Annotated in this window: 21 protein-coding genes; 20 read left to right on the plus strand and 1 reads right to left on the minus strand. The window is 72.5% G+C overall.

Annotation, left to right across the window (positions count from 1 at the left end):
• Positions 1 to 3: 3 nt before the first annotated feature.
• Positions 4 to 960 carry an AAA family ATPase gene (locus tag ACEY2A_RS02320; RefSeq protein WP_374929279.1) on the minus strand — a complete coding sequence of 319 codons (957 nt, stop codon included), beginning with the start codon at positions 958 to 960 and terminating at the stop codon, positions 4 to 6.
• A gap of 325 nt (positions 961 to 1285) precedes the next feature.
• On the opposite strand from ACEY2A_RS02320, the gene mraZ reads away from it, so the two are divergent.
• The 20 genes from mraZ to ACEY2A_RS02420 all read left to right on the plus strand — a co-directional run bounded on the left by mraZ (position 1286) and on the right by ACEY2A_RS02420 (position 22105).
• Positions 1286 to 1717 (plus strand): division/cell wall cluster transcriptional repressor MraZ, encoded by a 432-nt coding sequence (gene mraZ / locus ACEY2A_RS02325; protein WP_374929280.1) that lies wholly within the window; start codon positions 1286 to 1288, stop codon positions 1715 to 1717.
• 192 nt (positions 1718 to 1909) lie between these two features.
• Positions 1910 to 2911, plus strand: coding sequence for a 16S rRNA (cytosine(1402)-N(4))-methyltransferase RsmH (gene rsmH / locus ACEY2A_RS02330; protein ID WP_374929281.1), 1002 nt, complete (start codon positions 1910 to 1912; stop codon positions 2909 to 2911).
• Positions 2911 to 3729, plus strand: a complete 819-nt coding sequence (locus tag ACEY2A_RS02335) for a hypothetical protein (RefSeq protein WP_374929282.1) — start codon at positions 2911 to 2913, stop codon at positions 3727 to 3729. Before rsmH ends, ACEY2A_RS02335 begins: the two co-directional genes overlap by 1 nt.
• An 18-nt stretch (positions 3730 to 3747) precedes the next feature.
• Entirely contained in the window at positions 3748 to 5622 is a 1875-nt protein-coding gene (locus tag ACEY2A_RS02340) for a peptidoglycan D,D-transpeptidase FtsI family protein (protein ID WP_374929283.1), read from the plus strand.
• Positions 5619 to 7046: a UDP-N-acetylmuramoyl-tripeptide--D-alanyl-D-alanine ligase gene (gene murF, locus ACEY2A_RS02345; protein ID WP_374929284.1), complete on the plus strand. Its 1428-nt coding sequence runs from the start codon at positions 5619 to 5621 to the stop codon at positions 7044 to 7046. Before ACEY2A_RS02340 ends, murF begins: the two co-directional genes overlap by 4 nt.
• Positions 7043 to 8119 (plus strand): phospho-N-acetylmuramoyl-pentapeptide-transferase, encoded by a 1077-nt coding sequence (mraY, locus tag ACEY2A_RS02350; protein WP_374929285.1) that lies wholly within the window; start codon positions 7043 to 7045, stop codon positions 8117 to 8119. Before murF ends, mraY begins: the two co-directional genes overlap by 4 nt.
• The gene (murD, locus tag ACEY2A_RS02355) at positions 8119 to 9708 is read left to right on the plus strand and encodes a UDP-N-acetylmuramoyl-L-alanine--D-glutamate ligase (protein ID WP_374929286.1); all 1590 of its coding nucleotides are present in this window, start codon (positions 8119 to 8121) and stop codon (positions 9706 to 9708) included. The genes mraY and murD overlap by 1 nt, the downstream gene beginning before the upstream one ends.
• Entirely contained in the window at positions 9701 to 11050 is a 1350-nt protein-coding gene (gene ftsW / locus ACEY2A_RS02360) for a putative lipid II flippase FtsW (protein WP_374929287.1), read from the plus strand. The genes murD and ftsW overlap by 8 nt, the downstream gene beginning before the upstream one ends.
• Positions 11051 to 11113: 63 nt before the next feature.
• Positions 11114 to 12214: an undecaprenyldiphospho-muramoylpentapeptide beta-N-acetylglucosaminyltransferase gene (murG, locus tag ACEY2A_RS02365; protein ID WP_374929288.1), complete on the plus strand. Its 1101-nt coding sequence runs from the start codon at positions 11114 to 11116 to the stop codon at positions 12212 to 12214.
• Positions 12211 to 13731, plus strand: a complete 1521-nt coding sequence (gene murC, locus ACEY2A_RS02370) for a UDP-N-acetylmuramate--L-alanine ligase (RefSeq protein WP_374929289.1) — start codon at positions 12211 to 12213, stop codon at positions 13729 to 13731. The genes murG and murC overlap by 4 nt, the downstream gene beginning before the upstream one ends.
• 44 nt (positions 13732 to 13775) lie before the next feature.
• Positions 13776 to 14549 (plus strand): cell division protein FtsQ/DivIB, encoded by a 774-nt coding sequence (locus ACEY2A_RS02375; RefSeq protein ID WP_374929290.1) that lies wholly within the window; start codon positions 13776 to 13778, stop codon positions 14547 to 14549.
• Between the two features lie 273 nt (positions 14550 to 14822).
• Positions 14823 to 16091 (plus strand): cell division protein FtsZ, encoded by a 1269-nt coding sequence (ftsZ, locus tag ACEY2A_RS02380; RefSeq protein ID WP_374929291.1) that lies wholly within the window; start codon positions 14823 to 14825, stop codon positions 16089 to 16091.
• Positions 16092 to 16246: 155 nt separating this feature from the next.
• On the plus strand, positions 16247 to 17095 hold the full coding sequence (locus ACEY2A_RS02385) for a polyphenol oxidase family protein (RefSeq protein WP_374929292.1): 849 nt from the start codon (positions 16247 to 16249) through the stop codon (positions 17093 to 17095).
• Positions 17092 to 17871, plus strand: coding sequence for a YggS family pyridoxal phosphate-dependent enzyme (locus ACEY2A_RS02390; protein WP_374929293.1), 780 nt, complete (start codon positions 17092 to 17094; stop codon positions 17869 to 17871). Before ACEY2A_RS02385 ends, ACEY2A_RS02390 begins: the two co-directional genes overlap by 4 nt.
• 116 nt (positions 17872 to 17987) lie before the next feature.
• Positions 17988 to 18575, plus strand: a complete 588-nt coding sequence (locus ACEY2A_RS02395; RefSeq protein WP_374929294.1) for a cell division protein SepF — start codon at positions 17988 to 17990, stop codon at positions 18573 to 18575.
• A gap of 3 nt (positions 18576 to 18578) precedes the next feature.
• Positions 18579 to 18866: a YggT family protein gene (locus ACEY2A_RS02400; RefSeq protein ID WP_374929295.1), complete on the plus strand. Its 288-nt coding sequence runs from the start codon at positions 18579 to 18581 to the stop codon at positions 18864 to 18866.
• A 98-nt stretch (positions 18867 to 18964) separates the two neighbouring features.
• Positions 18965 to 19750, plus strand: coding sequence for a DivIVA domain-containing protein (locus ACEY2A_RS02405; RefSeq protein WP_374929296.1), 786 nt, complete (start codon positions 18965 to 18967; stop codon positions 19748 to 19750).
• A 209-nt stretch (positions 19751 to 19959) separates the two neighbouring features.
• Positions 19960 to 20637, plus strand: coding sequence for a TraR/DksA family transcriptional regulator (locus ACEY2A_RS02410; RefSeq protein ID WP_374929297.1), 678 nt, complete (start codon positions 19960 to 19962; stop codon positions 20635 to 20637).
• Positions 20610 to 21179 (plus strand): signal peptidase II, encoded by a 570-nt coding sequence (gene lspA / locus ACEY2A_RS02415; protein ID WP_374929298.1) that lies wholly within the window; start codon positions 20610 to 20612, stop codon positions 21177 to 21179. Before ACEY2A_RS02410 ends, lspA begins: the two co-directional genes overlap by 28 nt.
• Positions 21176 to 22105 (plus strand): RluA family pseudouridine synthase, encoded by a 930-nt coding sequence (locus ACEY2A_RS02420; RefSeq protein WP_374929299.1) that lies wholly within the window; start codon positions 21176 to 21178, stop codon positions 22103 to 22105. Before lspA ends, ACEY2A_RS02420 begins: the two co-directional genes overlap by 4 nt.
• Positions 22106 to 22177: the final 72 nt, after the last annotated feature.

Raw genomic sequence — 22177 nt, forward strand, 5'->3', positions numbered from 1 at the left:
CGCTCAGGCGCCGGTCCGGTGCACCTGCACCGTGCCCAGGATGCGGCGCACCAGCTCGGTGGTGTCCACGTCGTGCTCCACGATGAGGCGGTGCGGCAGGGTCCACGGGGCCACGCGCTGGACGTCGTCCGGAGTCGCCGCATCGCGCCCCTGCAGGGCGGCGTGGGCGGTGGCCGCGCGCAGCAGATGGAGGGAGGAACGGGGCGAGGCCCCCAGGATCACGTCGGGGGACTGGCGGGTGGCGGACACCAGGTCGACCACGTACCCGCGCAGGCCCTCCGAGGCGTGGACCTGCCGGGCCGCGGCCACCAGGCTGCGCAGGTCGTCCACGCTCATCACCGGTCGCAGGTGGGCGAGGGGGTCGTCGCCGGTCTGCTCGCCGAGCATGGCCATCTCCGCCTCGCGGGTGGGATAGCCCAGGGAGGTCTCACAGGTGAAGCGGTCGCGCTGCGCCTCCGGCAGGGCGTAGGTCCCCTCCATCTCGATGGGGTTCTGGGTCGCCATCACCAGGAACGGCTGCGGGAGGGGGCGGGTCACCCCATCGACCGTGACGTTCTGCTCGGCCATCGCCTCCAGCAGCGCCGACTGGGTCTTCGGCGAGGCGCGGTTGATCTCGTCGGCCACCACCACGTTGGCGAAGACGGGACCGGGGTGGAACTCGAACTCGCTGCGGTCGGAGCGCCACACGCTGACGCCGGTGACGTCGCCGGGGAGGAGGTCGGGGGTGAACTGGATGCGCCCGACGCTCCCACCGGTGGCGGTGGCCAGGGCACGGGCCAGCGTGGTCTTGCCGACCCCCGGGACGTCGTGCAGCAGCAGGTGGCCCCCCGAGAGCAGCGTCACCAGGACCGTGTCCAGCACCTCCTCGTGCAGGTGGACCACCTGGGAGACGGCACGGCGCAGTGCGTCTGCGCCGGCCCGGACGTCCGAGACCGAGCGGGACGGGAAGGGAGTCGACATGGGCCCATCGTGCCTCACCCCCCTGACAACCCGCAGCAGCACACTTCCCCCACTTTGCTCCACCTCGTGACCCGGATGCGCGAAATCTGGCCTGTTCTCGTCGTGGGGCCCGGTCTGTGAGGGGCGACGGCGCGCTGGGGCGGCCGGCCGGACCCCATCAATAATCCGCATGAACATGCGGCAAACCACAACGCGGTGTGCGGAGGGGAGCGAGGGGGTGGGGTGGTGGAGCAAAGTGGAGTAGGGTGGCGCCAACCCAGCGACGACTCCACCGGCCCCGTGCCGATGCCAGAGCACCCCCAACCAGGAGACGAGGTGAGTGCCGATGTTCCTCGGGACGCACACGCCTCGCCTCGACGAGAAGGGGCGGCTCTTCCTCCCGGCCAAGTACCGCGACAAGCTCGCGCACGGCCTGGTGATCACGCGTGGTCAGGAGCGTTGCCTGTACGTCTTCCCGATGGCGGAGTTCGAGCGGATCGCCACGACCATGCAGTCCACCCCGGTGAGCAGCAAGGCCGTGCGTGACTTCCAGCGCGTGTTCCTCTCGGGAGCCTCCGACGAGGTGCCGGACAAGCAGGGGCGCATCGTGATCCCGCCGACGCTGCGGGAGTACGCCGGGCTGAGCCGCGAGTGCACCGTCATCGGTACCGGCAACCGGGCCGAGATCTGGGACACCGCGGCCTGGGAGAGCTACCTGGAGAGCACCGAGCAGTCCTTCGCCGAGCAGTCGGAGGAGGTGGTCCCGGGGCTCCTGTGACGTCCTGCTGGGTCGGCCCCCGCCGCGCCGCCCCCGGCACACCTTCCCCGGTGCCGGGCGCAGCCGGAGGGGACCCGCCCGGCAGGCCATCCGGGACGCATCCCGCCGCCACCCGTCCGGCCATCCACTTCCAGAAACAGCCACCGACCAGCCACCGACCAGCCGACCCGATCACCCAGGAGAGGAGGAGCCATGGCCCCCAGCGACGGCCAGCCGCCCACCAGCACACGCCACGTGCCGGTGATGCTCACGCGCATCCTCGACCTCCTGGCCCCGGCTCTTGACGGGGTGGACGGGGCGGTGCACCTGGACGGGACGCTGGGCATGGGCGGTCACACCGAGGCAGTGCTCGAGCGCTTCCCCAGGGTGCGGGTGGTGGGCATCGACCGCGACCCGCAGGCCATCGAGCTGGCCAGCGAGCGCCTCGCCCGGTTCGGTGACCGCTTCACCGCCCACCACGGCACTTACGACGAGGTGGGCCCTGCACTCGAGCGGGTGGGCGTCCAGCGCGCGCACTCGATGCTGTTCGACCTCGGCGTCTCCTCGCTGCAGCTCGATGAGGTGGAGCGCGGCTTCTCCTACTCGCGGAACGCCCCGCTGGACATGCGCATGAACCCGACCGTCGGGCAGTCCGCGGCGGACGTGCTGAACACCTACGGCCACGGCGACCTCGCCCGCGTGCTCAAGGAGTACGGCGAGGAGCGCTTCGCCGGCAAGATCGCCTCTGCGGTGCTCCGGGAACGGGAGCAGGAGCCGTTCACGGACTCGGCACGCCTGGTGGAGCTGCTGGAGCGCACCGTGCCGGCGGCCTCGCAGCGCACCGGGGGGCACCCCGCCAAGCGGACCTTCCAGGCCCTGCGCATCGAGGTGAACAGCGAGCTGTCCATCTGGGCCACGACCGTGCACCGCGCCCTGGACCACTTGGAGATCGGCGGGCGCCTGGCGGTGCTCTCGTACCACTCGTTGGAGGACCGCCTCACCAAGCAGGCCTTCGCCGCGGGTGCCACCTCCAGTGCGCCGGAGGGCCTCCCCGTGGAGCTCCCGGAGCACGCACCGTGGCTGCGCCTGGCCACCCGGGGCGCCGAACAGCCCGATGAGGGTGAGCGCGCCATCAACCGTCGATCCAGCTCTGCCCGCCTGCGCGTGGCCGAGCGCACCCGCACCACCGACCGTCCGTCAGGGAGGGGGAACTGATGACCACAGCACCGTGGAGTGGACCGCGGGGCCTGCGAGGCCTGCGCGGACGGAACGCAGCGCGCCCGGTGTCGGCACGGGGAGCCCGGGGAGCCCGGACCACCGCACCGGTGGTGCCCGGCCTCCGCCCCGCCGAGTGGGGCCGTGCCGTCGGCACCGCGGCGGGGACCGGTGTCCGGTCTGCCCGTGGCTACGTCACCACGTGCTCGCGGAAGGCGTTCGCCATCCTGTGCGCCGTCATCGTGGTGGGGGCCATGGTCGCCTCCCTGGTCTTCAACACTGCCCGGGGCGAGGGTGCCTTCCAGCTGGCCGAGGCCGAGTCCTCGCACCGGCAGGCCACCGAGACCCGGCTGTCGCTGGAGGCGCAGGTGGACGAGATGAGCTCGCCCGAGCAGCTCTCCGCGCGCGCCGAACAGCTGGGCATGGTGCCGGCTGGCACGATGGGCTACGTCGACCCCGGGAGCGGGGCCGTGCTGGGTGAGGCCGAGGCCGCGCCGGATGCCCCGGCGACCGGTAGCGGGCCGGACAGCGGGTCCGGTGCTGCCGCGACCGACGACGAGCCGGACGCCTCCTCCTCGGAGAAGAGGAAGGAGTCGGCGGACGAGGGCGACACGTCCGACAAGGACAAGAAGGCCGACGAGCAGGACAAGAAGAACAAGGACAAGAAGAAGGACGACGCGCCCCAGAAGTCCGAGAAGGACGCCACGGTCACGAAGGACGAGCAGGCCAAGCAGAACGACAAGAGCGACAAGAGCGACCAGCAGGACAAGAAGAACGAGAAGGCCACGAAGCCCGCGGAGCCCAGCTCCTCCGACTGACCAGCGAGAGACCACCGCATGACCGTCACCCAGACCCGCCGCCGCTCGCGGCGCCGGACCAGCAGCGCGGCTCCGGGCCACCCGGTCCGTCGGGCGCGCTGGTTGCTGGTGGTGGCCACCTTCGTGTTCACGCTGTTCATCGGCCAGCTCTTCCGCCTGCAGGCGCTGGACGGGCCGGCACTTGCCGAAACAGCCCTGGCCTCGCGCATGCACACCGAGCGGGTCCCGGCGCTGCGTGGCTCGGTGACGGACGCCTCGGGCACCGTGCTGGCCCGGAGCGTCTCCACCCGTCACGTGACGGTCGATCCGGAGCTGCTCCGCGACTACAAGGGCAACGACGCCCGCGGCATCGACAAGGGAGCGCAGGGCAGCGCTGCGGCGCTGGCCGAGGTGCTGGACCTGGACGCCGGCGAGCTCGAGAAGCGCATCGAGGACGCACCCGGCCGCTTCCTGTACGTGGCGAAGGATGTCACCCCCACCGAGTGGCGGGCCGTCCAGGAGCTCCGCCTGCCGGGGGTGCGGTCGGAGCCCTCCAGCGTGCGGACCTACCCCCTGGGCTCCACGTCGGCACCCCTCATCGGCTGGGTGAACGCGCAACAGGTGGGTTCCGGCGGCATCGAGGCCGTGGCGGAGAAGACGCTCTCGGGCACCCCGGGCACCATCGCCTACCAGCGTTCGGCCGCCGGCGGGCGGATCGCGACCACCGCCGTGGACATCAGCGAGGCACAGCCGGGCCGCGACGTGCAGCTCACCATCGACGCCGACATCCAGTTCAAGGCCGAGGAACTGCTCGCCGAGCGGGTGAAGGACATGGGCGGCATCTCCGGCACGGCGGTGGTCCAGCGCACGAACGGCGACGTCCTGGCGGCTGCCTCGTACCCCGGGTTCGACCCGAAGGGGAAGGTGGAGGACCCGCGTGACCGGGAGAACCCCATCTTCACGGAGGTGTTCGAGCCCGGCTCCACCGGCAAGGTCATCACCGCCGCCGCTGCCCTGGAGGAGGGTCTGGTGGCCCCCGAGACCAAGCTCGTCGTGCCCAACCGACTGCCCCGGGCGGACAAGGACTTCAAGGACTCGCACGACTTCCCGGGGAACCGCTACCTGACCTTCGCCGGGGCGCTGGCGACCTCCTCCAACATCGGCACGATCATGGCCGGCGAGGACCTGGGCCGCGACCGCCTGCACCAGTACATGGAGGCCTTCGGCCTGGGGGAGGGCTCGGGGCTGGGCTTCCCGGGGGAGTCGTCCGGCATCCTGGCCGACCCCGACGCCTGGAGCGACACCCAGTACTTCACGGTGATGTTCGGCCAGGGCGTCTCGTCGACGGCCATCCAGCAGAACACGGTCTTCCAGACGCTGGCCAACGACGGTGTGCGCGTGAAGCCGCGCCTCGTCGCCGCCACCCGGGAGGAGGGCGGTCAATGGGAGGAGACCGAGCGCGATGCGGGGCAGCGCGTGGTGCGTCAGGACACCGCCGATGCGGTGACGCGCATGCTCACGGCCGTCCCCACCGAGGAGGGCACCGCCCCGCAGGCGGCCGTCCCCGGGTACGCGGTGGCCGGCAAGACCTCGACCGCCCAGCGCTACGACGCGGAGAAGGGCGGGTACGACGGGGTGACCGCATCCTTCGCGGGCTATGCGCCGGCGGACGACCCGGAACTGGTGGTGAGCGTCACGGTGCAGAAGCCGGAGGTCTCGCCCTGGGGTGGCGTGGTGGCCGGTCCGGTGTTCTCCGAGCTGATGGGTTTCGCCCTGCGGCAGGAGGGTGTGGCGCCCTCCTCCCAGGAGGCCGAGTACCCGCCGCTGAGCTACGACCCGAACGAGATCGTCTCCCCGGACTCGGGGGAGAATGCAGTGTCCCCGCCGGCCGAAGACCAGGAGCAGACCCCGTGATCCAGCTGACCACCCGCCAGCTCGCCCAGGTGGTGGGCGGCTCCCTCAACGGTGACGGGGACCTGGTCGTCGATGGCCCCGTGGTGACGGACTCCCGTCTGGCCGAGGCCGGTTCGTTGTACGTTGCGCGCCGTGGCGAGAGCGCCGACGGCCACGACTTCGTGGACGCTGCCCTGGCCCACGGGGCCGTGGCCTCGCTGGCCGAGCGGGAGGTGGCGGGGACCCACGTGCTGGTGCCCGACGTGCAGGAGGCCTTCGTGCGCCTGGCGCGCTGGATGGTGGACGAGCTGCCCCACCTGCAGGTCGTGGCCGTGACCGGCTCCTCGGGCAAGACCTCCACCAAGGACCTGTTGGGGCAGGTGCTCGCGCAGGCGGGTCCCACCATCGCCCCCATCGAGTCGTACAACTCCGAGGTGGGCGTGCCGCTGACGGTGTGCCGTCTGGAGCCCACCACGGAGTACCTGGTGGTGGAGATGGGCGCCTCGGGGCCCGGCCACATCGCCTACCTGACCGCCATCGTGCCGCCGCGCGTGGGCATCGTGCTCAACGTGGGCTCGGCACACCTGGGTGGTTTCGGCAGCCAGCAGGGGATCGCCGACACCAAGGCCGCCATCGTGGAGGGGCTGCCCCAGGACGGTCTGGCCGTGCTGAACGCGGACGATCCGCTGGTGGCGGCCATGTCCGAGCGCGTCACCTCCGGTCAGGTGCAGTACTTCTCCCTCGATGCGGGGCGCGCGGCGGCCGACGAGCGGGTCACCGCCTGGGCCGAGGAGCTCTCCCTGGACGAGGCCGGGCGTGCCCGCTTCACCGTGGCCCTGCGCGGCCCCCAGGGGGTCGAGCGCCACCCGGTGCACCTGCGTGTGCGGGGGGCCCACATGGCCGCCAACGCGCTGGCCGTGCTGCTGGCCGTCCGCCACGTGGGCATGGACACCGCCGGCGCGGTGGGTGCCCTGTCCCGTGCCGAGGCGATCAGCCGCTGGCGGATGGAGGTCACCGAGCGACCCGATGGGGTGATGCTCATCAACGACGGGTACAACGCCAACCCCGAGTCGATGCGGGCAGCGCTCACCGCACTGCGTGACATGGCCCACGGTCGGCGCACCTGGGCGGTGCTGGCTGGGATGCTGGAGCTGGGCCCGGACTCCGCGGCACGGCACCGCGAGGTGGGTCTCCATGCTGCCGAGGTGGGCGTGGACGTCGTGCTGGTGGTCGGCGACACGGCCGCGCCCATCGCCGAGGGAGTCCGCGACTTCGCCACCGCGGCAGGGCAGGATGGGCCCGTGGTGATCAGCGTGCACGATTCCGAGGAGGCCCGCACCGTGTTGGAGGACCAGCTGGTGGCGCAGGACGTCGTCCTGTTCAAGTCCTCCCGGGACTCCGGGATGCGGGTGCTCGGTGACCAGGTGGCAGGAGTGGTTGCGTGATCGGCGTCGTCGTCGCGGCGGCGGTCTCGCTGCTGGTCGTGCTCCTGGGGATGCCCGCCTTCATCCGGTACCTGCAGGCCAAGCGCTACGGGCAGTACATCCGTGACGACGGTCCCACCTCGCACCACGTGAAGCTGGGGACGCCCACCATGGGTGGCTTCGTGATCGTGGTGGCTGCCGTGCTGGGCTACGTCGCAGCCCTGCTGGCCCGGTGGGAGCCGCCGTCCTGGACGGGGCTGCTGGTCATGTTCCTCATGGTGGGCATGGGGGCCATCGGGTTCGCGGACGACTACCTGAAGATCGCCCGCAAGCACAACCTGGGCCTGACCTCGGTGCAGAAGCTCATCGCCCAGTTCACCGTGGCCACCGTCTTCGCGGTGCTGGCGCTGCGGTACCCCAACGAGCACGGGGTCACACCGGCGAGCACCGCCATCTCCTGGGTGCGTGACACCCCCCTCGACCTGGCTGCGGCCGGCGCCGTGGGCGGGGTGCTGCTCTTCGTGGTCTGGGCCGGCCTGATCATCGCCGGCATGTCCAACGGCACCAACCTCACCGACGGTCTGGACGGGCTGCTGACGGGCCTGGCGGCCATCGTCTTCGCCGCCTACACCCTCATCGCGTTCTTCCAGTTCTCGCAGAACTGCTCGATGGTGGACACCTCCGCCTGCTACACCGTGCGCGACCCGCTGGACGTGGCGATCATCTGTGCCTCGGTGGCCGGTGCCTGCATCGGCTTCCTGTGGTGGAACGCCTCGCCGGCCAAGATCTTCATGGGTGACACCGGCTCGCTGGCCCTGGGTGGCGCACTGGCCGGTGTGGCCATCGTGACCCGTACCGAGCTGCTGGTGGTCGTGATCGCCGGTGTCTTCGTCATGGAGACGGTGTCGGTGATGATCCAGGTGGCCTCGTTCAAGTCCACCGGCAAGCGCGTGTTCAAGATGACCCCCATCCACCACCACTTCGAGATGCTCGGGTGGCCCGAGGTGAACGTGGTCATCCGCTTCTGGATCCTCGGCGGCCTGTTCGTCGGCGCCGGCATGGCGCTGTTCTACACCGACTGGCTGGTGCGCTGATGGCGCGGCTGGTGCCCCTGGAGACGGGTTTCGCCAGCCCGGAGCCGCGTGGTGGTCGCCTGACCAGCCGGGAGGCCGACTGGGCAGGGCTGCGCGTCGTGGTGGTGGGCCTGGGGGTCAGCGGCTTCGCGGCCGCCGATGCGCTGCTGGAGCAGCAGGCGGCCGTCACCGTGCTGGAGGGCAAGGAGCCCGAGCCCGGCACGCAGCTGGGTGAGCGTGCGCGACTGCTGGGCATCCTCGGTGCCGAGCTCGTGACCGGTGAGGCCGCCGTGCCGTGGTTCGCCACCGGCCCGGAGGCGGTCGAGGACTGCGCCGCGGCCCTGGCCGAGCAGGGCACCGAGGTGGTCGTCACCTCGCCGGGGCTGCGCCCCTCCACCCCGCTGCTCGAGGCCGCCCGCCGGGCGGGCATCCCGGTCTGGAGCGAGGTCGAGCTGGCCTGGCGGATGCGCCCCGCGCAGGGCGCCGCCCCGTGGCTGTGCGTCACCGGCACCAACGGCAAGACCACGGTGGTGCGCATGCTCACCGCGATGCTGGAGGCCAACGGCGAGCGCGCCGTGGCCGCCGGGAACGTCGGCACCCCGATCATGGAGGCCATCCTCGACCCCACCCCGTTCGGGGCGATCGCCGTGGAGCTCTCGAGCTTCCAGCTGCACCACACCTGGACGGTGTCGCCCCAGGCATCGTGCGTGCTGAACCTCGCGGCCGACCACGTGGACTGGCACGGCAGCATCGAGGCCTACGCCGGCGACAAGGGACGCATCCACCACAACGCGCAGGTGGCCGCCGTCTACAACCTGCAGGACGACGTGACCCGCGCCCTGGTGGAGCAGGCCGACGTGGTGGAGGGCTGTCGTGCCGTGGGCTTCGGCCTGGGGACCCCCGGTCTGTCGGAGCTGGGCCTGGTGCAGGACGTGCTGGCCGACCGAGCCTTCGTGGAGGACCGTCAGCGCTCTGCCGCCGAGCTGGGCACTCTCGAGGACCTCACGCGCGACGGCGTGGCGCCTGCCCCGCACCTGGTGGCGAACGCCCTGGCCGCCGCGGCGCTGGCCCGCGCGCACGGGGTGCCGCCGGCGGCCGTCCGGGCCGGGCTGCGGGCCTTCCGCGCCGACCCCCACCGGATGGAGACCGTGCTGGTGGCCGGGGGCATCACCTGGGTGGACGACTCCAAGGCAACCAATCCGCACGCCGCGGCGGCCGCGCTCACCGCGAGCGACCGCATCGTGTGGGTGGCCGGGGGCGACCTCAAGGGGGCGGAGGTCGACGAGCTGGTCAGCGAGGTGGCCGACCGGCTGCAGGCCGTGGTCGTACTCGGCAAGGACGCTGCGGTGATCGCCGCGGCCGTCGCCCGCCACGCCCCCGAGGTGCCCGTCGACCACATCGAGCACACCGATCCCCGTCGTGCCGTGGCCGATGCGGTGACGGCCGCCACCGCGCGCGCCACCGCCGGCGACATGGTGCTGCTGGCCCCGGCCGCCGCGTCCATCGACATGTTCTCCGACTACGGCGAGCGCGGGGACCTGTTCGCCCAGGAGGTCCGCCGCCTGCACGGCGGGCAGGCGGGCGACGGACGCGACCGGACTGATGGCTGAGGCGACGCACGTGGGGGCGGACGTCTCGCGCTGGGAGCAGTTCACCGATTGGCTGCAGCGGCCGGTCACCGTGGCACGCCTCGCGGTCGCGGCGCCCCTCGCCCTGCTGGTGCTGGGGCTGGTGATGGTGCTCTCCGCCTCGTCGGTGACCTCCTACTCGGAGTCCGGCTCGAGCTACGCCGAGGGGGTGAAGCAGGCCACCTACGCCGGCCTGGGCCTGGCGGTGGCCGCGGTGATCGCCCTGGTGCCGGTCCGGTGGATCCGGCGACTGGCCGTGCCCGCCCTGGTGGTGACCATCGCGCTGCAGGTGCTGGTGTTCACGCCGTTGGGTGTCGCGGCCAAGGGCAACCGCAACTGGATCCTCGTGGGCGGGCAGACCCTGCAGCCCTCGGAGTTCCTCAAGCTCGGTCTCGTGGTGGGTGGTGCCTTCCTGCTGGCCCACAAGGTGCCGCGGCTGCGTGAGTTCCTGCACCTCATGGTGCCCTTCGTCGTGCCGGTGGTGGCCGTCTGCCTGGGGCTGGTGCTGGCGGGCCGGGACCTCGGCTCGGCGCTGGTGCTGCTGGCCATCGCCGTGGGCATGCTCTGGGTGGCCGGGGTGTCCATGGTGTGGATGGGGGCAGGTCTCGCCGTCGCCGTCGCGGCCGCCGCCACGCTGGCGCTGACCTCCGGCAACCGCATGGGGCGCATCGCGGCCTGGTTGAACGACTGCTCCGGGCCGCACCAGGAGAACTGCTACCAGAAGGTGCACGGGGAGTACGCCCTGGCCGACGGGGGCTGGTGGGGCGTGGGCCTGGGTGCGAGCCGCGAGAAGTGGTTCTACCTGCCGGAGCCGCACAACGACTTCATCTTCGCCGTCATCGGTGAGGAGCTCGGCATGCTCGGCGCGTGCGGGGTGATCCTGCTCTTCGCGACCATCGGCTTCGTCTGCTACCGGGTGGTCGCCGGCACGCGCGACACGTTCACCCGCATCGCCACCGCCGGCATCATGGCCTGGGTGCTGGGGCAGGCCATGATCAACATCGGCTCGGTCATCGGCCTGCTGCCCATCATCGGTGTGCCCCTGCCGTTGGTCTCCTCCGGCGGGTCGGCGCTCATCGCCACGCTGGCGGCGATGGGGCTGCTGGTCGCCTTCGCGCGCGATCAGGTGCCGGCCACCGCGCGCGCCCGGGCCCGGCGTGCGCGACGCACGCGGGCTGCGGGCACCACCACGCGCACGCGGTCCGCCGGGCGCACCACGCGCACGCGCTCCGCGGGGACCACGCGCTCTGGCGGGCGCACCGGCGGCACCCGACGGGGCGCAACAGGCGGGCGCACGGTCACCCGCGGGCGCCGCCGGTCCTGAGAGACTGGCGCCGACCACCCGGGCGCGGCGTCCGGGTCCTGACACACGCAGTTGGAGGCACCCATGACTTCCCTGACCTCGGTCGTCCTCGCAGGCGGGGGCACGGCAGGGCACGTGTCACCCCTCATCGCCACGGCCGACGCCCTGCGCCGCGAGCACCCGGAGGTGGGGATCACCGTGCTGGGGACCGTCGAGGGCCTGGAGGCCCGGCTGGTGCCCGAGCGGGGCTACCGGTTGCGCACCATCCCCAAGGTGCCCTTCCCGCGGCGTCCCGGGGGTGCCGCGTTGCGCTTTCCCGGGGCCATGAAGCGCGCGGTCGACCAGGCCGGCCAGGTGCTCGACGAGACGCAGGCGCAGGTGGTCGTGGGCTTCGGGGGATACGTCTCCACCCCGGCCTACCTGGCGGCACGCAACCGGCGCATCCCCATCGTCATCCACGAGCAGAACTCGGTGGCGGGGCTGGCCAACAAGCTGGGGGCGCGCCTGACAACTCACGTGGCCACCACCTTCAGCCAGACCAGGCTGCGAGGTTCCCGACTGGTGGGCATGCCGCTGCGCGAGGAGATCTCGGGTCTGGACCGTGCCGGCCTGCGGGCCGAGGCACTGGCGGCGCTGAGGCTGTCCGACCACCGGCCGACGGTGCTGGTCACCGGCGGGTCACTGGGGGCCGCGCAGCTCAACGAGTCGTTCGCCCGGTCGGCCGACGCCCTGCTGGCTGTCGGGGTGCAGGTGCTGCACCTGACCGGGGCGGGCAAGGTGCCGGAGTCCCTGGCCGGGCGCGACGACCGCGGCCCGGGGCCGCGGTACGTGGTGCTGGAGTACTGCGATCGCATGGACCTGGCCTACGCCGCGGCCGACCTCGTGGTCTGCCGTGCGGGTGCCAACACCGTGACCGAGCTCGCCACCGTGGGCCTGCCCGCGGTCTACGTGCCACTGCCGATCGGCAACGGCGAGCAGCGGCGCAACGCCTCCGACGTGGTGGCGGCAGGTGGCGGCATCGTGGTGGACAACGATGCGGTGACCCCCGCCTGGGTGACCGGTGAGCTGACCGCCCTCGCCACCGACGCACCGCGCCTGGAGGCGATGTCGCGGGCAGCGGCCTCGCTGGGATCGGGTGCTGCAGCCGGTGAGATGGTCCAGATGATCCGCGGGGCCGTCCGATGAGCCCGGCCGTGCAGGTCCCGGAGCAGGGTGGCGAGATCGCCGGGGTGCCCACGCGTTTCGACTTCCGGGCCGAGCTGCCTCCGTTGGACGCCTGGCAGCGGATCCACCTGCTGAACGTGGCGGGCTCGGGTGTCTCCCGCATCGCGCGTCTGCTGGCCGCCCGCGGGGTGGTCGTGAGTGGGTCCGACCCCGCGGACCTGCCCGTGATGGCCTCCTTGCGAGAGGCGGGCATCGACGCGCAGGTGGGCTGGGACGCCGGCCGGGTGGCCGACGTGGACGCCGTGGTGGTCTCCAGTGCCACCAAGGAGGAGGTGCCGGAGCTGCGTGCCGCCCGCGAACGGGGGCTGCCCGTGCTGCACCAGGCCCAGGCACTGGCGCTGGCCACCCAGGGGCGGCGCCGGATCGTGGTGGCCGGGGCCAACGGCAAGACCTCCACCTCGGCCATGGTCACCTGGGCGCTGCGTGCCGCCGGCCGGGACTGCGGGTACGCCATCGGAGCGGAGCTCGTGGGCCGGGGGCGCAACGCCGAGGTGGGGACGGCGCCCGAGTTCGTCATCGAGGGTGACGAGTCGGACGGGTCCTTCGTCACCTACGGCCCCGAGGTGGCGGTGCTCACCAACGTGCGCCCGGACCACCTCGACCTCTACGGGAGCTTCGAGACGGTGCAACGGGCCTATGACGAGTTCCTCGAGACCGTTCCTGATGGGGGAGTGCTCATCGCCTGCTCGGACGACCCGGGCGCCCGGGTCGCTGCGGACCGGCAGCGCGACCGGTTGCGGGTCATCACCTACGGCTTCGGCGTGGAGGGCGAGCCGTCGCCGGATCTCCACCTCGGGGCGCCATCCCATGCAGGGATGGTGTGGGAATCCTCTCTGCGAGACGGCATCTCTGGTAGAACCGTCAACCTGAAGGTTAAGGTTCCGGGTGCTCACAACCTGCTCAACGCGGCCGCTGCCCATGCGGTCGTGGTGCACGCCTCGGGTGCCGCTCGGGGCGGCGCGGGCGACCCCGCGCCGGACCTGGAACTGGAGGCCGCGAGCCTCGCAGGCCTGGCCGACTTCGCCGGGGCCAGCCGACGCTTCCAGGTGCGGGGTGAGGCCGGGGGTGTGGTGGTCGTGGACGACTACGCCCACAACGGCGACAAGGTGGCTGCCGTCGTCCGCACCGGGGCGGCACTGGCCCACGAGACGGGCCACCGGGTCGTCGTCGCCTTCCAGCCGCACCTGTTCTCCCGTACCCGGGACTTCGCCGCGGACTTCGCGGCGGGGCTCGACGCGGCCGACGAGGTGCTGCTCCTGCCCGTCTTCGGGGCCCGCGAGGAGCCGCTGCCGGGTGTCTCCAGCCAGCTCATCGCCGACCGGCTCACCACCTCCCACCGCGCGGTGGACTCCCTGGAGGCCCTGCCCGGGGTGGTGGCCTCGGTGGTGCGGCCCGGGGACCTGGTGCTCCTGGTGGGGGCCGGCAGCATCACCACCGCCGGGCAGCCCGTCCTCGACGCCCTGCGTGCCGCCTCGTGAGCCGCCGGCGGGCACCGGCACGCCCGGCCGGTCGCGGCCGAGTGGTGCGTCCTGAGCCGGGAGGCCGCGGCCTGAGCCCGTGGTGGTGGGTGGGTGGCCTCCTGGCTGCGCTCCTGGTGGCCGGTGCGGCCTGGGTCGCCTACGGCTCCACCTGGTGGGTGGTCCGCTCGGTGGACGTCCGCGTGGAGAGCCCCGAGGCCACCGCCCCCTGGTCGGAGCAGGTGGCCGACCCCGCGCAGGTGCAGCGCGCCTCGGGCATCCGCCTGGGAGATCGCGTGGCGACGCTGCCCCGGGAGGAGGCCCGGCAGCAGCTGGAGGACCTGCCGGGGGTGGCCCGGGCCGAGGTGGGCCGTGGCCTGACCGGGTCCGTGGTGCTGGAGCTGCACCTGGAGGAGGCAGTGGCCGTCCAGGCGGCAGGAGGGGAGCGGAAGGTGCTGGCTGCGAACGGTGAGGTGATCACCACCCTCGAGGGTGCGGATGCCGCGGGTGATGGTGATGGTGAGGGCCTGCCGGAGCTGCAGCTCGCCGAGGGTGTGCCCGGGGGTCAGGCCGACCGCGCGGTCGCCCGGGCCGTGGGCACCCTGGCCCTGCTGTCGGACGAGACGCGCCGGGAGGTGCGGGAGTACCGCGCCTCCGAGTCGGGTCTGACCACGCTGCTGCCCGACAGTCGGGTGGTCCAGTGGGGTCACGTGACCGACGCGCAGGACCTCGACGAGCGCGAGCGGAGTGTGCGCGCCATCCTCTCCGAGCAGCCGCCGGCGCCCGGCGCGACGATCGACGCGACCCGGTCCGGCAGCGTGGTCGTGCACGAGGGGTGACCCCAGCGGGTGACCCCCGGGAGGGGATGACCCTCAAGTGAACGATGAGAGTGGCGCGTCGCGAGGGTCCGACATAGGGTTCAGCCAGACCCGGGGACGGGTGTCGACGGCGTACAGTGCACCTCATCGGTGAACGGTTCCCGCGAATCCGCCTCACCCATGCGGTGGACCGAGTGTCACCGTGAAGTAGAAGTTCACCCCACGTCCAGGACCGGGGTGGCGACACAGACCTGGCAGCCGTCCCGGCGCCCGACACAGGAAGGCCAGCCCTCCATGGCAAACCCGCAGAACTACCTCGCCGTGATCAAGGTCGTCGGTATCGGCGGCGGCGGTGTCAACGCCATCAACCGCATGATCGAGGTGGGCCTCAAGGGCGTCGAGTTCATCGCCATCAACACCGACGCGCAGGCGCTCCTCATGAGCGACGCCGACGTGAAGCTCGACGTGGGCCGCGAGCTCACCCGTGGCCTCGGTGCCGGCGCCGACCCGGAGGTGGGCCGACAGGCCGCCGAGGACCACGCCGATGAGATCGAGGAGGTCCTCAAGGGGGCCGACATGGTCTTCGTGACCGCCGGCGAGGGTGGCGGCACCGGCACCGGTGGCGCCCCCGTCGTGGCCCGCATCGCCCGTTCGCTGGGTGCCCTGACCATCGGTGTGGTCACCCGCCCGTTCACCTTCGAGGGCCGTCGCCGCGCGAACCAGGCCGAGTCCGGCATCGGGTCCCTGCGGGAGGAGGTCGACACCCTCATCGTCATCCCCAACGACCGCCTGCTGTCGATCAGCGACAAGGGCGTGACGATGCTGGACGCCTTCCGCTCGGCCGACCAGGTGCTGCTCTCGGGTGTGCAGGGCATCACCGACCTCATCACCACCCCGGGTCTGATCAACCTCGACTTCGCCGACGTGAAGTCGGTCATGCAGGGTGCGGGCTCCGCGCTCATGGGCATCGGCTCCGCCCGCGGCGAGGACCGCGCGGTCGAGGCCGCCGAGCTCGCCATCTCCAGCCCGCTGCTGGAGGCCAGCATCGACGGCGCCTACGGCGTGCTGCTCTCGGTGCAGGGTGGCAGCGACCTGGGTCTGTTCGAGATCAACGAGGCCGCCCGCCTCGTGCAGGAGGCCGCGCACCCCGAGGCCAACGTCATCTTCGGAACGGTCATCGACGACTCCCTCGGCGACGAGGTGCGGGTCACGGTCATCGCCGCCGGGTTCGACGGTGGCGAGCCCACCCCGCGCGAGGACGCCGGGCAGGGCGCCGCGGGCCGCGTGCAGCAGGCCCAGCAGGGTGCTGGCGAGCAGGCGGCCGGTGGTCACCTGGGGGCCGGTTTCGGCGGGCAGTCCCGCCCATCCGTGCAGCGCCCGGCGCAGCAGGGCGGCACCCAGCAGCGCCAGCAGGCCCAACGCCCCGCCGGGCAGCAGGCCCAGCAGCGCCCGGCCACGCCGAATCGTCAGCAGCCCGCCGGCCAGCAGGCCCAGAAGGCACAGCAGGGCCAGCAGGGTGGCCAGCGCCAGGCCGACCTGGACGTGCCGGACTTCCTGAAGTGAGCACCGCGGCCCCCGGCCGCACCGTGTGACCCCGAGGGCGGATGCTCCGCCCCGTCCGCCGCAGGCCCTTCCACCGAGCTGGAAGGGCCTGCGGCGTGTCCGGGTGTCGGAGAGGTCACAATGGTCGCGACCGTGCCCGCGATCGAAGGTGCCCCGTGACCCCGTCCCGATCCACCGCCCCCGTCCCCGCCCCCGTGTGGTGGCGGGAGTCGTTGCCCCCCGCGGACGACCTGTGGGGGGTCGAGTGGCTGTTCACCCGCCGGGCCGTGGACCACTTCCCGGGTCAGGGGGCCATGGCCGGCTTCAACCTGGGCGACCACGTCGGCGACGATGCGGGGCGCGTGGCCGCTCACCGCCGGGCCCTGGCCCACGGGCTGGGCGTGGCCCTGGACGACCTGCACTGGATGAACCAGGTGCACGGGGCCGCGGTGCGCGTGGTGGACGCGGAGTCGGCCAGCCACACCCCGGCCGGCTCGCACGTGCTGCCCGAGGGCGACGGCCTGGTCATCGATGCCGCCGGACGCCACGCCGCGGGCCTGGAGCCGGGCGTGGGTCTGGTGGTGGTGGCCGACTGCACGCCCACCCTGCTGGTGGACCGTGAGCGTGGGCTGTGTGCCGCCGTCCATGCCGGCCGTCCCGGCATGCTGGCGGGTGTGGTGGAGCGCACCGTGGAGACGCTGCGATCGCGGGGGGCCGAGCGGCTCGAGGCCGTGGTGGGGCCGTCGGTGTGCAGCCGGTGCTACGAGGTGCCGCAGGAGATGCGCGACGAGGCCGAGCGCCACGAGCCGGTCGCGGTGGGCCGGACCTCCTGGGGGACCCCCAGCATCGATGTGGCGGCCGGGGTGGTGGAGCAGCTGGCCCGGCTCGGGGTGTCCCTCCGTGAGTGGGTGGCCGGGTGCACCCTGGAGGACGAGGACCTCTTCAGCTACCGCCGCGACGGCCGGACCGGACGCCTGGCGGGGGCCGTGCGTCTGCTGCCCCCCTCGGCCGGGGGGATGTCGTGAGGTCCGATGCCCTGGCCCTGCCCGCGGGCGCCGACGCCCGCACCGCGGAGCTGGCCGACGGCCTGCGGGCGACGCTCGCCCGCATCGAACGGGCCTGTGCGGACGCCGGCCGGTCTCCGCAGGAGGTCACCCTGGTGGTGGTGACCAAGTTCTTCGGTGCCGAGGACGTGGCCCGGCTGGTGCGTCTGGGCGTGCGGGACGTGGGGGAGAACCGCGACCAGGAGGCCAGTGCCAAGGCCGCCGCCTGGCCCGGCCTGCTGCCCGCCGAGGAGCGGGACGTGGTGGACGAGGTGCGGATGCACTTCATCGGGCAGGTGCAGAGCAAGAAGGCCGGCTCCGTGGCCGGTTACGCCGACCTCGTGCACTCGGTGGACCGCCCCAAGCTGGTGGGAGCGCTGGACCGCGCGGCGCAGCGGCACGACCGGTGTTTGGCTGTCTGCGTGCAGGTGGACCTCGACCCGGTGGTCGAGGGGGGAGAGCCCGATGCGGGTCGCGGCGGCGTCCACCCCGACGACCTGCTGGACCTGTGTGCGGCCGTGGAGCAGGCCGAGCGGCTCGAGCTGGCCGGCCTGATGACGGTGGCCCCGCCGCAGGTGGAGCCCTCCACCGCCTTCGCGGCGCTGGCCCGGGTACGGGCCACGGTGCTGGCCGAGCACCCCGGGGCCACCATGCTCTCGGCGGGCATGAGCGGCGACCTGGAGGCCGCGGTCGCCGCCGGTGCGACACACGTGCGGGTGGGCTCGGCAATCATGGGGGCACGTCCGACGCTGGGCTAGCCTTGCCCCACCACGCCGACCGGGACCGCGCCTCGCAGGGGCTCGAGGTCTGGGGGTGGCGCGCACGAAACGTCCACGATTGCCCGTCAGGACCAGCCGGGAGCTAGGAGCGACACATGGCCGGTGTCTTCAACAAGACGATGGAGCTGTTGGGCTTCGCCGAGATCGACGAGCGTGACCGCTACGACGACTACGACCAGTACGACGACGAGGTCGAGCGTGACGAGGTGGAGCGCGAGCCCCGCGGCACCCACGGCCGGGAGGACAGCGGCGCGCACCGCCTGGAGGACGACGACCGGCGTCCGCGCGAGGAGCGCGGGCGTGCCGTGGCGCCCGTCCCGGCGGACCGTCGTGAGCGCGCTGTCGCGCCGCAGCCCTCCGCCCGTCCCGAGTCCCGTCGATCCGCAGGAGTTCCCATGGGCGGCATCCACCGCATCACCACCATCCACCCGGCCACCTTCAACGAGGCCAAGCTCATCGGCGAGAGCTTCCGCGAGGGCGTGCCGGTGATCATGAACCTCACCGACCTGTCCGACGGTGACGCCAAGCGCCTGGTGGACTTCGCGGCCGGGCTCGTGTTCGGCCTGTACGGCTCCATCGACCGCATCACGAACAAGGTCTTCCTGCTGTCGCCGGAGGGTGTCTCCTCCGAGGGTGGGCAGGGCGACCCGACCGGCCAGACCGGCCAGACCAGCTCCGACTGACCCGTGCTCGTCGTCCTCGCCGTCGTCCACCTGGCACTCTTCCTGTTCTTCTGGGCCCTGTTGGTCCGGATGATCTTCGACTGGGTGCAGTCCTTCGCGCCGCACTGGCGCCCCTCCGGCCCCGCCCTGGTGCTGGCCGAGGGCGTGTTCACGGTCACCGATCCGCCCCTGAAGGGACTGCGCCGGGTGATCCCCCCGCTGAACCTGGGGGCGATCCAGCTGGACGTGGGCTTCCTGGTGCTGGCGATCGGCACGCTGATCCTGATGGGGATCGTCAAACCCCTCACCTGAGCCCGCACCCTGCTCGTCCACATGATGGCCCTGTCCGCCCGGACGGGGCCGTCGTGCGTGGCAGACTCGACCAGCGACGTCGATGCGAAAGGCCGAGGATGCCCCTCAACCCTGATGACCTGTTCGAGCACGAGTTCGACGAGACCCGGTTGCGCCCCGGGTACGACAAGAGCCAGGTCAACGACTTCCTGGATGGCGTGCAGGCGGAGCTGCGCCGCCTCATCGCGGAGAACGAGTCGCTGCGCGATCGCCTGCACGGGCACAGCGAGGCGCCGGAGTTCGCCGGCGGGTGGGAGGGGCCCGTGGAGCCCATCACGCACGGGGGGCCGGGAGCCGGCTCGATGGCGCAGGCTCCCGCCGACGACGGGTTCGTCCCGGCCGGCGGCCCTGCGGCCCCGGCCGGCTCCGCGGAGCATGCGCGGCAGGAGGCCGACCAGCGGATCATGGCGGCCATGCACGCCGCGGAGAGCGCCGAGTTCGACGCGCACCACCGCATCGAGGAGGCGCGACGGGAGCAGGCGGAGGCCGAGGCCGCGCTGGAGCGGGTGAAGGAGCGTGTGGCGGGGCTGACCGTGGCCGCCGACCGGGTGGAGTCGGCGGGCTCCGAGGGGGCGGAGGCGGGTGAGCTGCTGGCGGCTGCGCAGCGCCTGCACGACGAGCACGTGTGGGCGGCGGAGGAGTCGGCCCGCGCGCGGGAGGAGCACGTGGAGCGCCGACTCACGGAGCTGGAGCGGCGCATCACCGATGCGCGGGAGCGCCTGGCGGAGGCCGACGCGATGCTGCGGGTGCGGGCCGACGAGTTCGCCGCGTGGGCCGCCGAGCAGCGGCGCTTCCTGGCGGCACCCTCGCGGGGTCGGACCGGGGCGAGCTCGCTCTGGGGATGAGAGGGCATCGCACCCGCCCCCGGTGAACTCCGGTGGAACAGAAGGTGACGATTTGGGCACGAAACCCCTGTGTGCTTTGTCTCACTGCGACAACGGCCTATGGTTCCCGCAATCGTTCCGCGAGGGAACGCCACGCCCGGTCACCGGGTCGTCCGCATGCGCCTGTCGAGGGTGCGGGACGCCGGTGCTCGACGAACCGAGGAGTAGCGGTGGCCACGACGACCGCGAGCAAGAAGGCACCGGCCAAGGCGGCTCCTGCCGCCAAGAAGGCGCCGGCCAAGTCCGCCACGAAGAAGGCCCCTGCCACCAAGACCCCGGCGAAGTCCGCACCGAAGAAGGCCACGGCCAAGAAGGCGGCCTCCACCGGGGCGTCCGCCAAGAAGACGACCACCGCTGCTGCCAGCAAGCCGGCGGCCAAGGCCGCCGCCGCCAAGACCCCCGCCAAGGGCACGGCGACGGTCGGGGAGCGGCTGACCGGTCGCAAGGCGGCCAAGCCCAAGGCGCTGGTGGTCGCGCAGGCCGAGGAGCCCTGGTCGAAGACCGAGCTCAAGGAGGTGCGCACCGAGCTGGAGCTCGAGCTGAAGCGCCTCACCCAGGAGCTGGAGCTGGCCGAGCAGGACCTGCTGGACCTGGTGAGCAGCAACATCGACGCGCAGGGGGACGAGGCCGATGCGGGCTCGTTCAGCAACGAGCGTCAGCACGAGATGACCCTGGCGGAGAACTCCCGTGCGCTGCTGGTGCAGACCACCACGGCGCTCGGCCGCATCACCGACGGCAGCTACGGCCAGTGCGAGGCGTGCTCGGAGCCGATCGGCAAGATGCGGCTGCAGGCCTTCCCTCGTGCGACCCTGTGCATGCCATGCAAGCAGCACCAGGAGCGGCGCTGAACGCGCCCCACACCACGTCGTCCGACCGTCCGACCCGCCACCGGGGCCATCTGCCCCTGGTGGCGGGTCTCGCCGCCGTGTGGGTGGTGATCGACCAGGTCACCAAGGAATGGGCCCTCGCCCGGCTCGACCGGGGGGAGGTGGTCCCCGTGGTGGGTGAGCTGTTGCAGCTGAGGCTGGTGTTCAACCCCGGGGCGGCCTTCAGCCTGGGCACGTCGGCCACACCGGTGTTCACGGTGCTGGCCATCGTGGTCTCGCTGGCGATCCTCTGGTTCAGCCGACAGGTCGTCAGCCCCGCCTGGGGAGTGGCCCTGGGGCTGATCGCCGGCGGCGCGGGCGGCAACCTCATCGACCGGCTCGTGCGGGCGCCGGGCTTCGCCCGCGGTCACGTGGTCGACTTCCTCGCCCTGCCCCACTGGCCGGTGTTCAACGTGGCCGACATCGGCGTCACCTGCGGGGCCGCCCTGGTGGTGCTCCTGGCGCTGCGCGGCATCGAGCCCACCGCCGTCGAGACCATCGAGAACCCGCAGGAGCGCGCATGAGTGAGACACGCACGGTCGTGGTCCCTGACGGCCTGGAGGGCGAGCGGGTCGATGCCGGTCTGTCCCGTCTGCTGGGTCTGTCCCGCAACAAGGTGGCGGACATCGCCGCCGAGGGCGGGGTGCTCATGGGCAGCAGGACCCTGGGCAAGGGGGACCGTCTGCTGGCGGGGGAGCTGGTGACGGTGACCCTTCCGGCGGAGAACCAGGCGCCCCCGGTGCTGCCCAGCACCGAGCCCATCCCGGGCCTGCGGGTGGTCCACGAGGACACCGAGATCATCGTGGTGGACAAGCCCGCCGGCGTGGCGGCGCACCCGAGCGTGGGCTGGAAGGGCCCCGACGTGGTGGGTGGACTCGCCGCGGAGGGCTACCGCATCAGCACCTCGGGGGCCGCCGAGCGGCAGGGGATCGTGCAGCGTCTGGACGTGGGCACCTCGGGGCTGATGGTGGTCGCGAAGTCCGAGCGCGCCTACAGCGTGCTCAAGCAGGCCTTCCGCGACCGGGTGGTCGACAAGACGTACCACACGCTGGTGCAGGGACTCCCGGATCCGCTCCAGGGCACCATCGATGCCCCCATCGGCCGCCACCCGGGCCACGACTACCGGTTCGCCGTGATGTCGAACGGGCGCCCCAGCATCACCCACTACGAGCTGCTGGAGGCCCACCGGGCCGCCTCGTTGCTGCAGGTGCACCTGGAGACCGGGCGCACCCACCAGATCCGCGTGCACTTCTCGGCGATGGGCCACCCCTGCGCGGGCGACCTGACCTACGGCGCCGACCCCACCCTGGCCAAGCGGCTGGGGCTGGTGCGGCAGTGGCTGCACGCGGTGGAGCTGGGCTTCACCCACCCCGGGTCGGGGGAGTACGTGCGCTTCAGCAGCGAGTACCCGGACGACCTCCAGGCGGCCATCGACCAGCTGCGGGGCTGACCGCATCGGTCCTGCGCGAGCGCCGGGTGAGCGTCCGGTGAGGCTGTCGGTGGGGCGACCTAGAATGACCGG

It is taken from the genome of Kytococcus sedentarius (assembly GCF_041937525.1).
Taxonomy (GTDB): Bacteria; Actinomycetota; Actinomycetes; order Actinomycetales; family Dermatophilaceae; genus Kytococcus; species Kytococcus sedentarius_A.

Bases quoted from the DNA above. Each gene is read 5' to 3' on its own strand.
- ACEY2A_RS02320 (WP_374929279.1), bottom strand. From the start codon at position 960: ATGTCGACTCCCTTCCCGTCCCGCTCGGTCTCGGACGTCCGGGCCGGC.
- mraZ (WP_374929280.1), top strand. From the start codon at position 1,286: ATGTTCCTCGGGACGCACACGCCTCGCCTCGACGAGAAGGGGCGGCTC.
- rsmH (WP_374929281.1), top strand. From the start codon at position 1,910: ATGGCCCCCAGCGACGGCCAGCCGCCCACCAGCACACGCCACGTGCCG.
- ACEY2A_RS02335 (WP_374929282.1), top strand. From the start codon at position 2,911: ATGACCACAGCACCGTGGAGTGGACCGCGGGGCCTGCGAGGCCTGCGC.
- ACEY2A_RS02340 (WP_374929283.1), top strand. From the start codon at position 3,748: ATGACCGTCACCCAGACCCGCCGCCGCTCGCGGCGCCGGACCAGCAGC.
- murD (WP_374929286.1), top strand. From the start codon at position 8,119: ATGGCGCGGCTGGTGCCCCTGGAGACGGGTTTCGCCAGCCCGGAGCCG.
- ftsW (WP_374929287.1), top strand. From the start codon at position 9,701: ATGGCTGAGGCGACGCACGTGGGGGCGGACGTCTCGCGCTGGGAGCAG.
- murG (WP_374929288.1), top strand. From the start codon at position 11,114: ATGACTTCCCTGACCTCGGTCGTCCTCGCAGGCGGGGGCACGGCAGGG.
- murC (WP_374929289.1), top strand. From the start codon at position 12,211: ATGAGCCCGGCCGTGCAGGTCCCGGAGCAGGGTGGCGAGATCGCCGGG.
- ftsZ (WP_374929291.1), top strand. From the start codon at position 14,823: ATGGCAAACCCGCAGAACTACCTCGCCGTGATCAAGGTCGTCGGTATC.
- ACEY2A_RS02395 (WP_374929294.1), top strand. From the start codon at position 17,988: ATGGCCGGTGTCTTCAACAAGACGATGGAGCTGTTGGGCTTCGCCGAG.
- ACEY2A_RS02405 (WP_374929296.1), top strand. From the start codon at position 18,965: ATGCCCCTCAACCCTGATGACCTGTTCGAGCACGAGTTCGACGAGACC.
- lspA (WP_374929298.1), top strand. From the start codon at position 20,610: ATGCAAGCAGCACCAGGAGCGGCGCTGAACGCGCCCCACACCACGTCG.
- ACEY2A_RS02420 (WP_374929299.1), top strand. From the start codon at position 21,176: ATGAGTGAGACACGCACGGTCGTGGTCCCTGACGGCCTGGAGGGCGAG.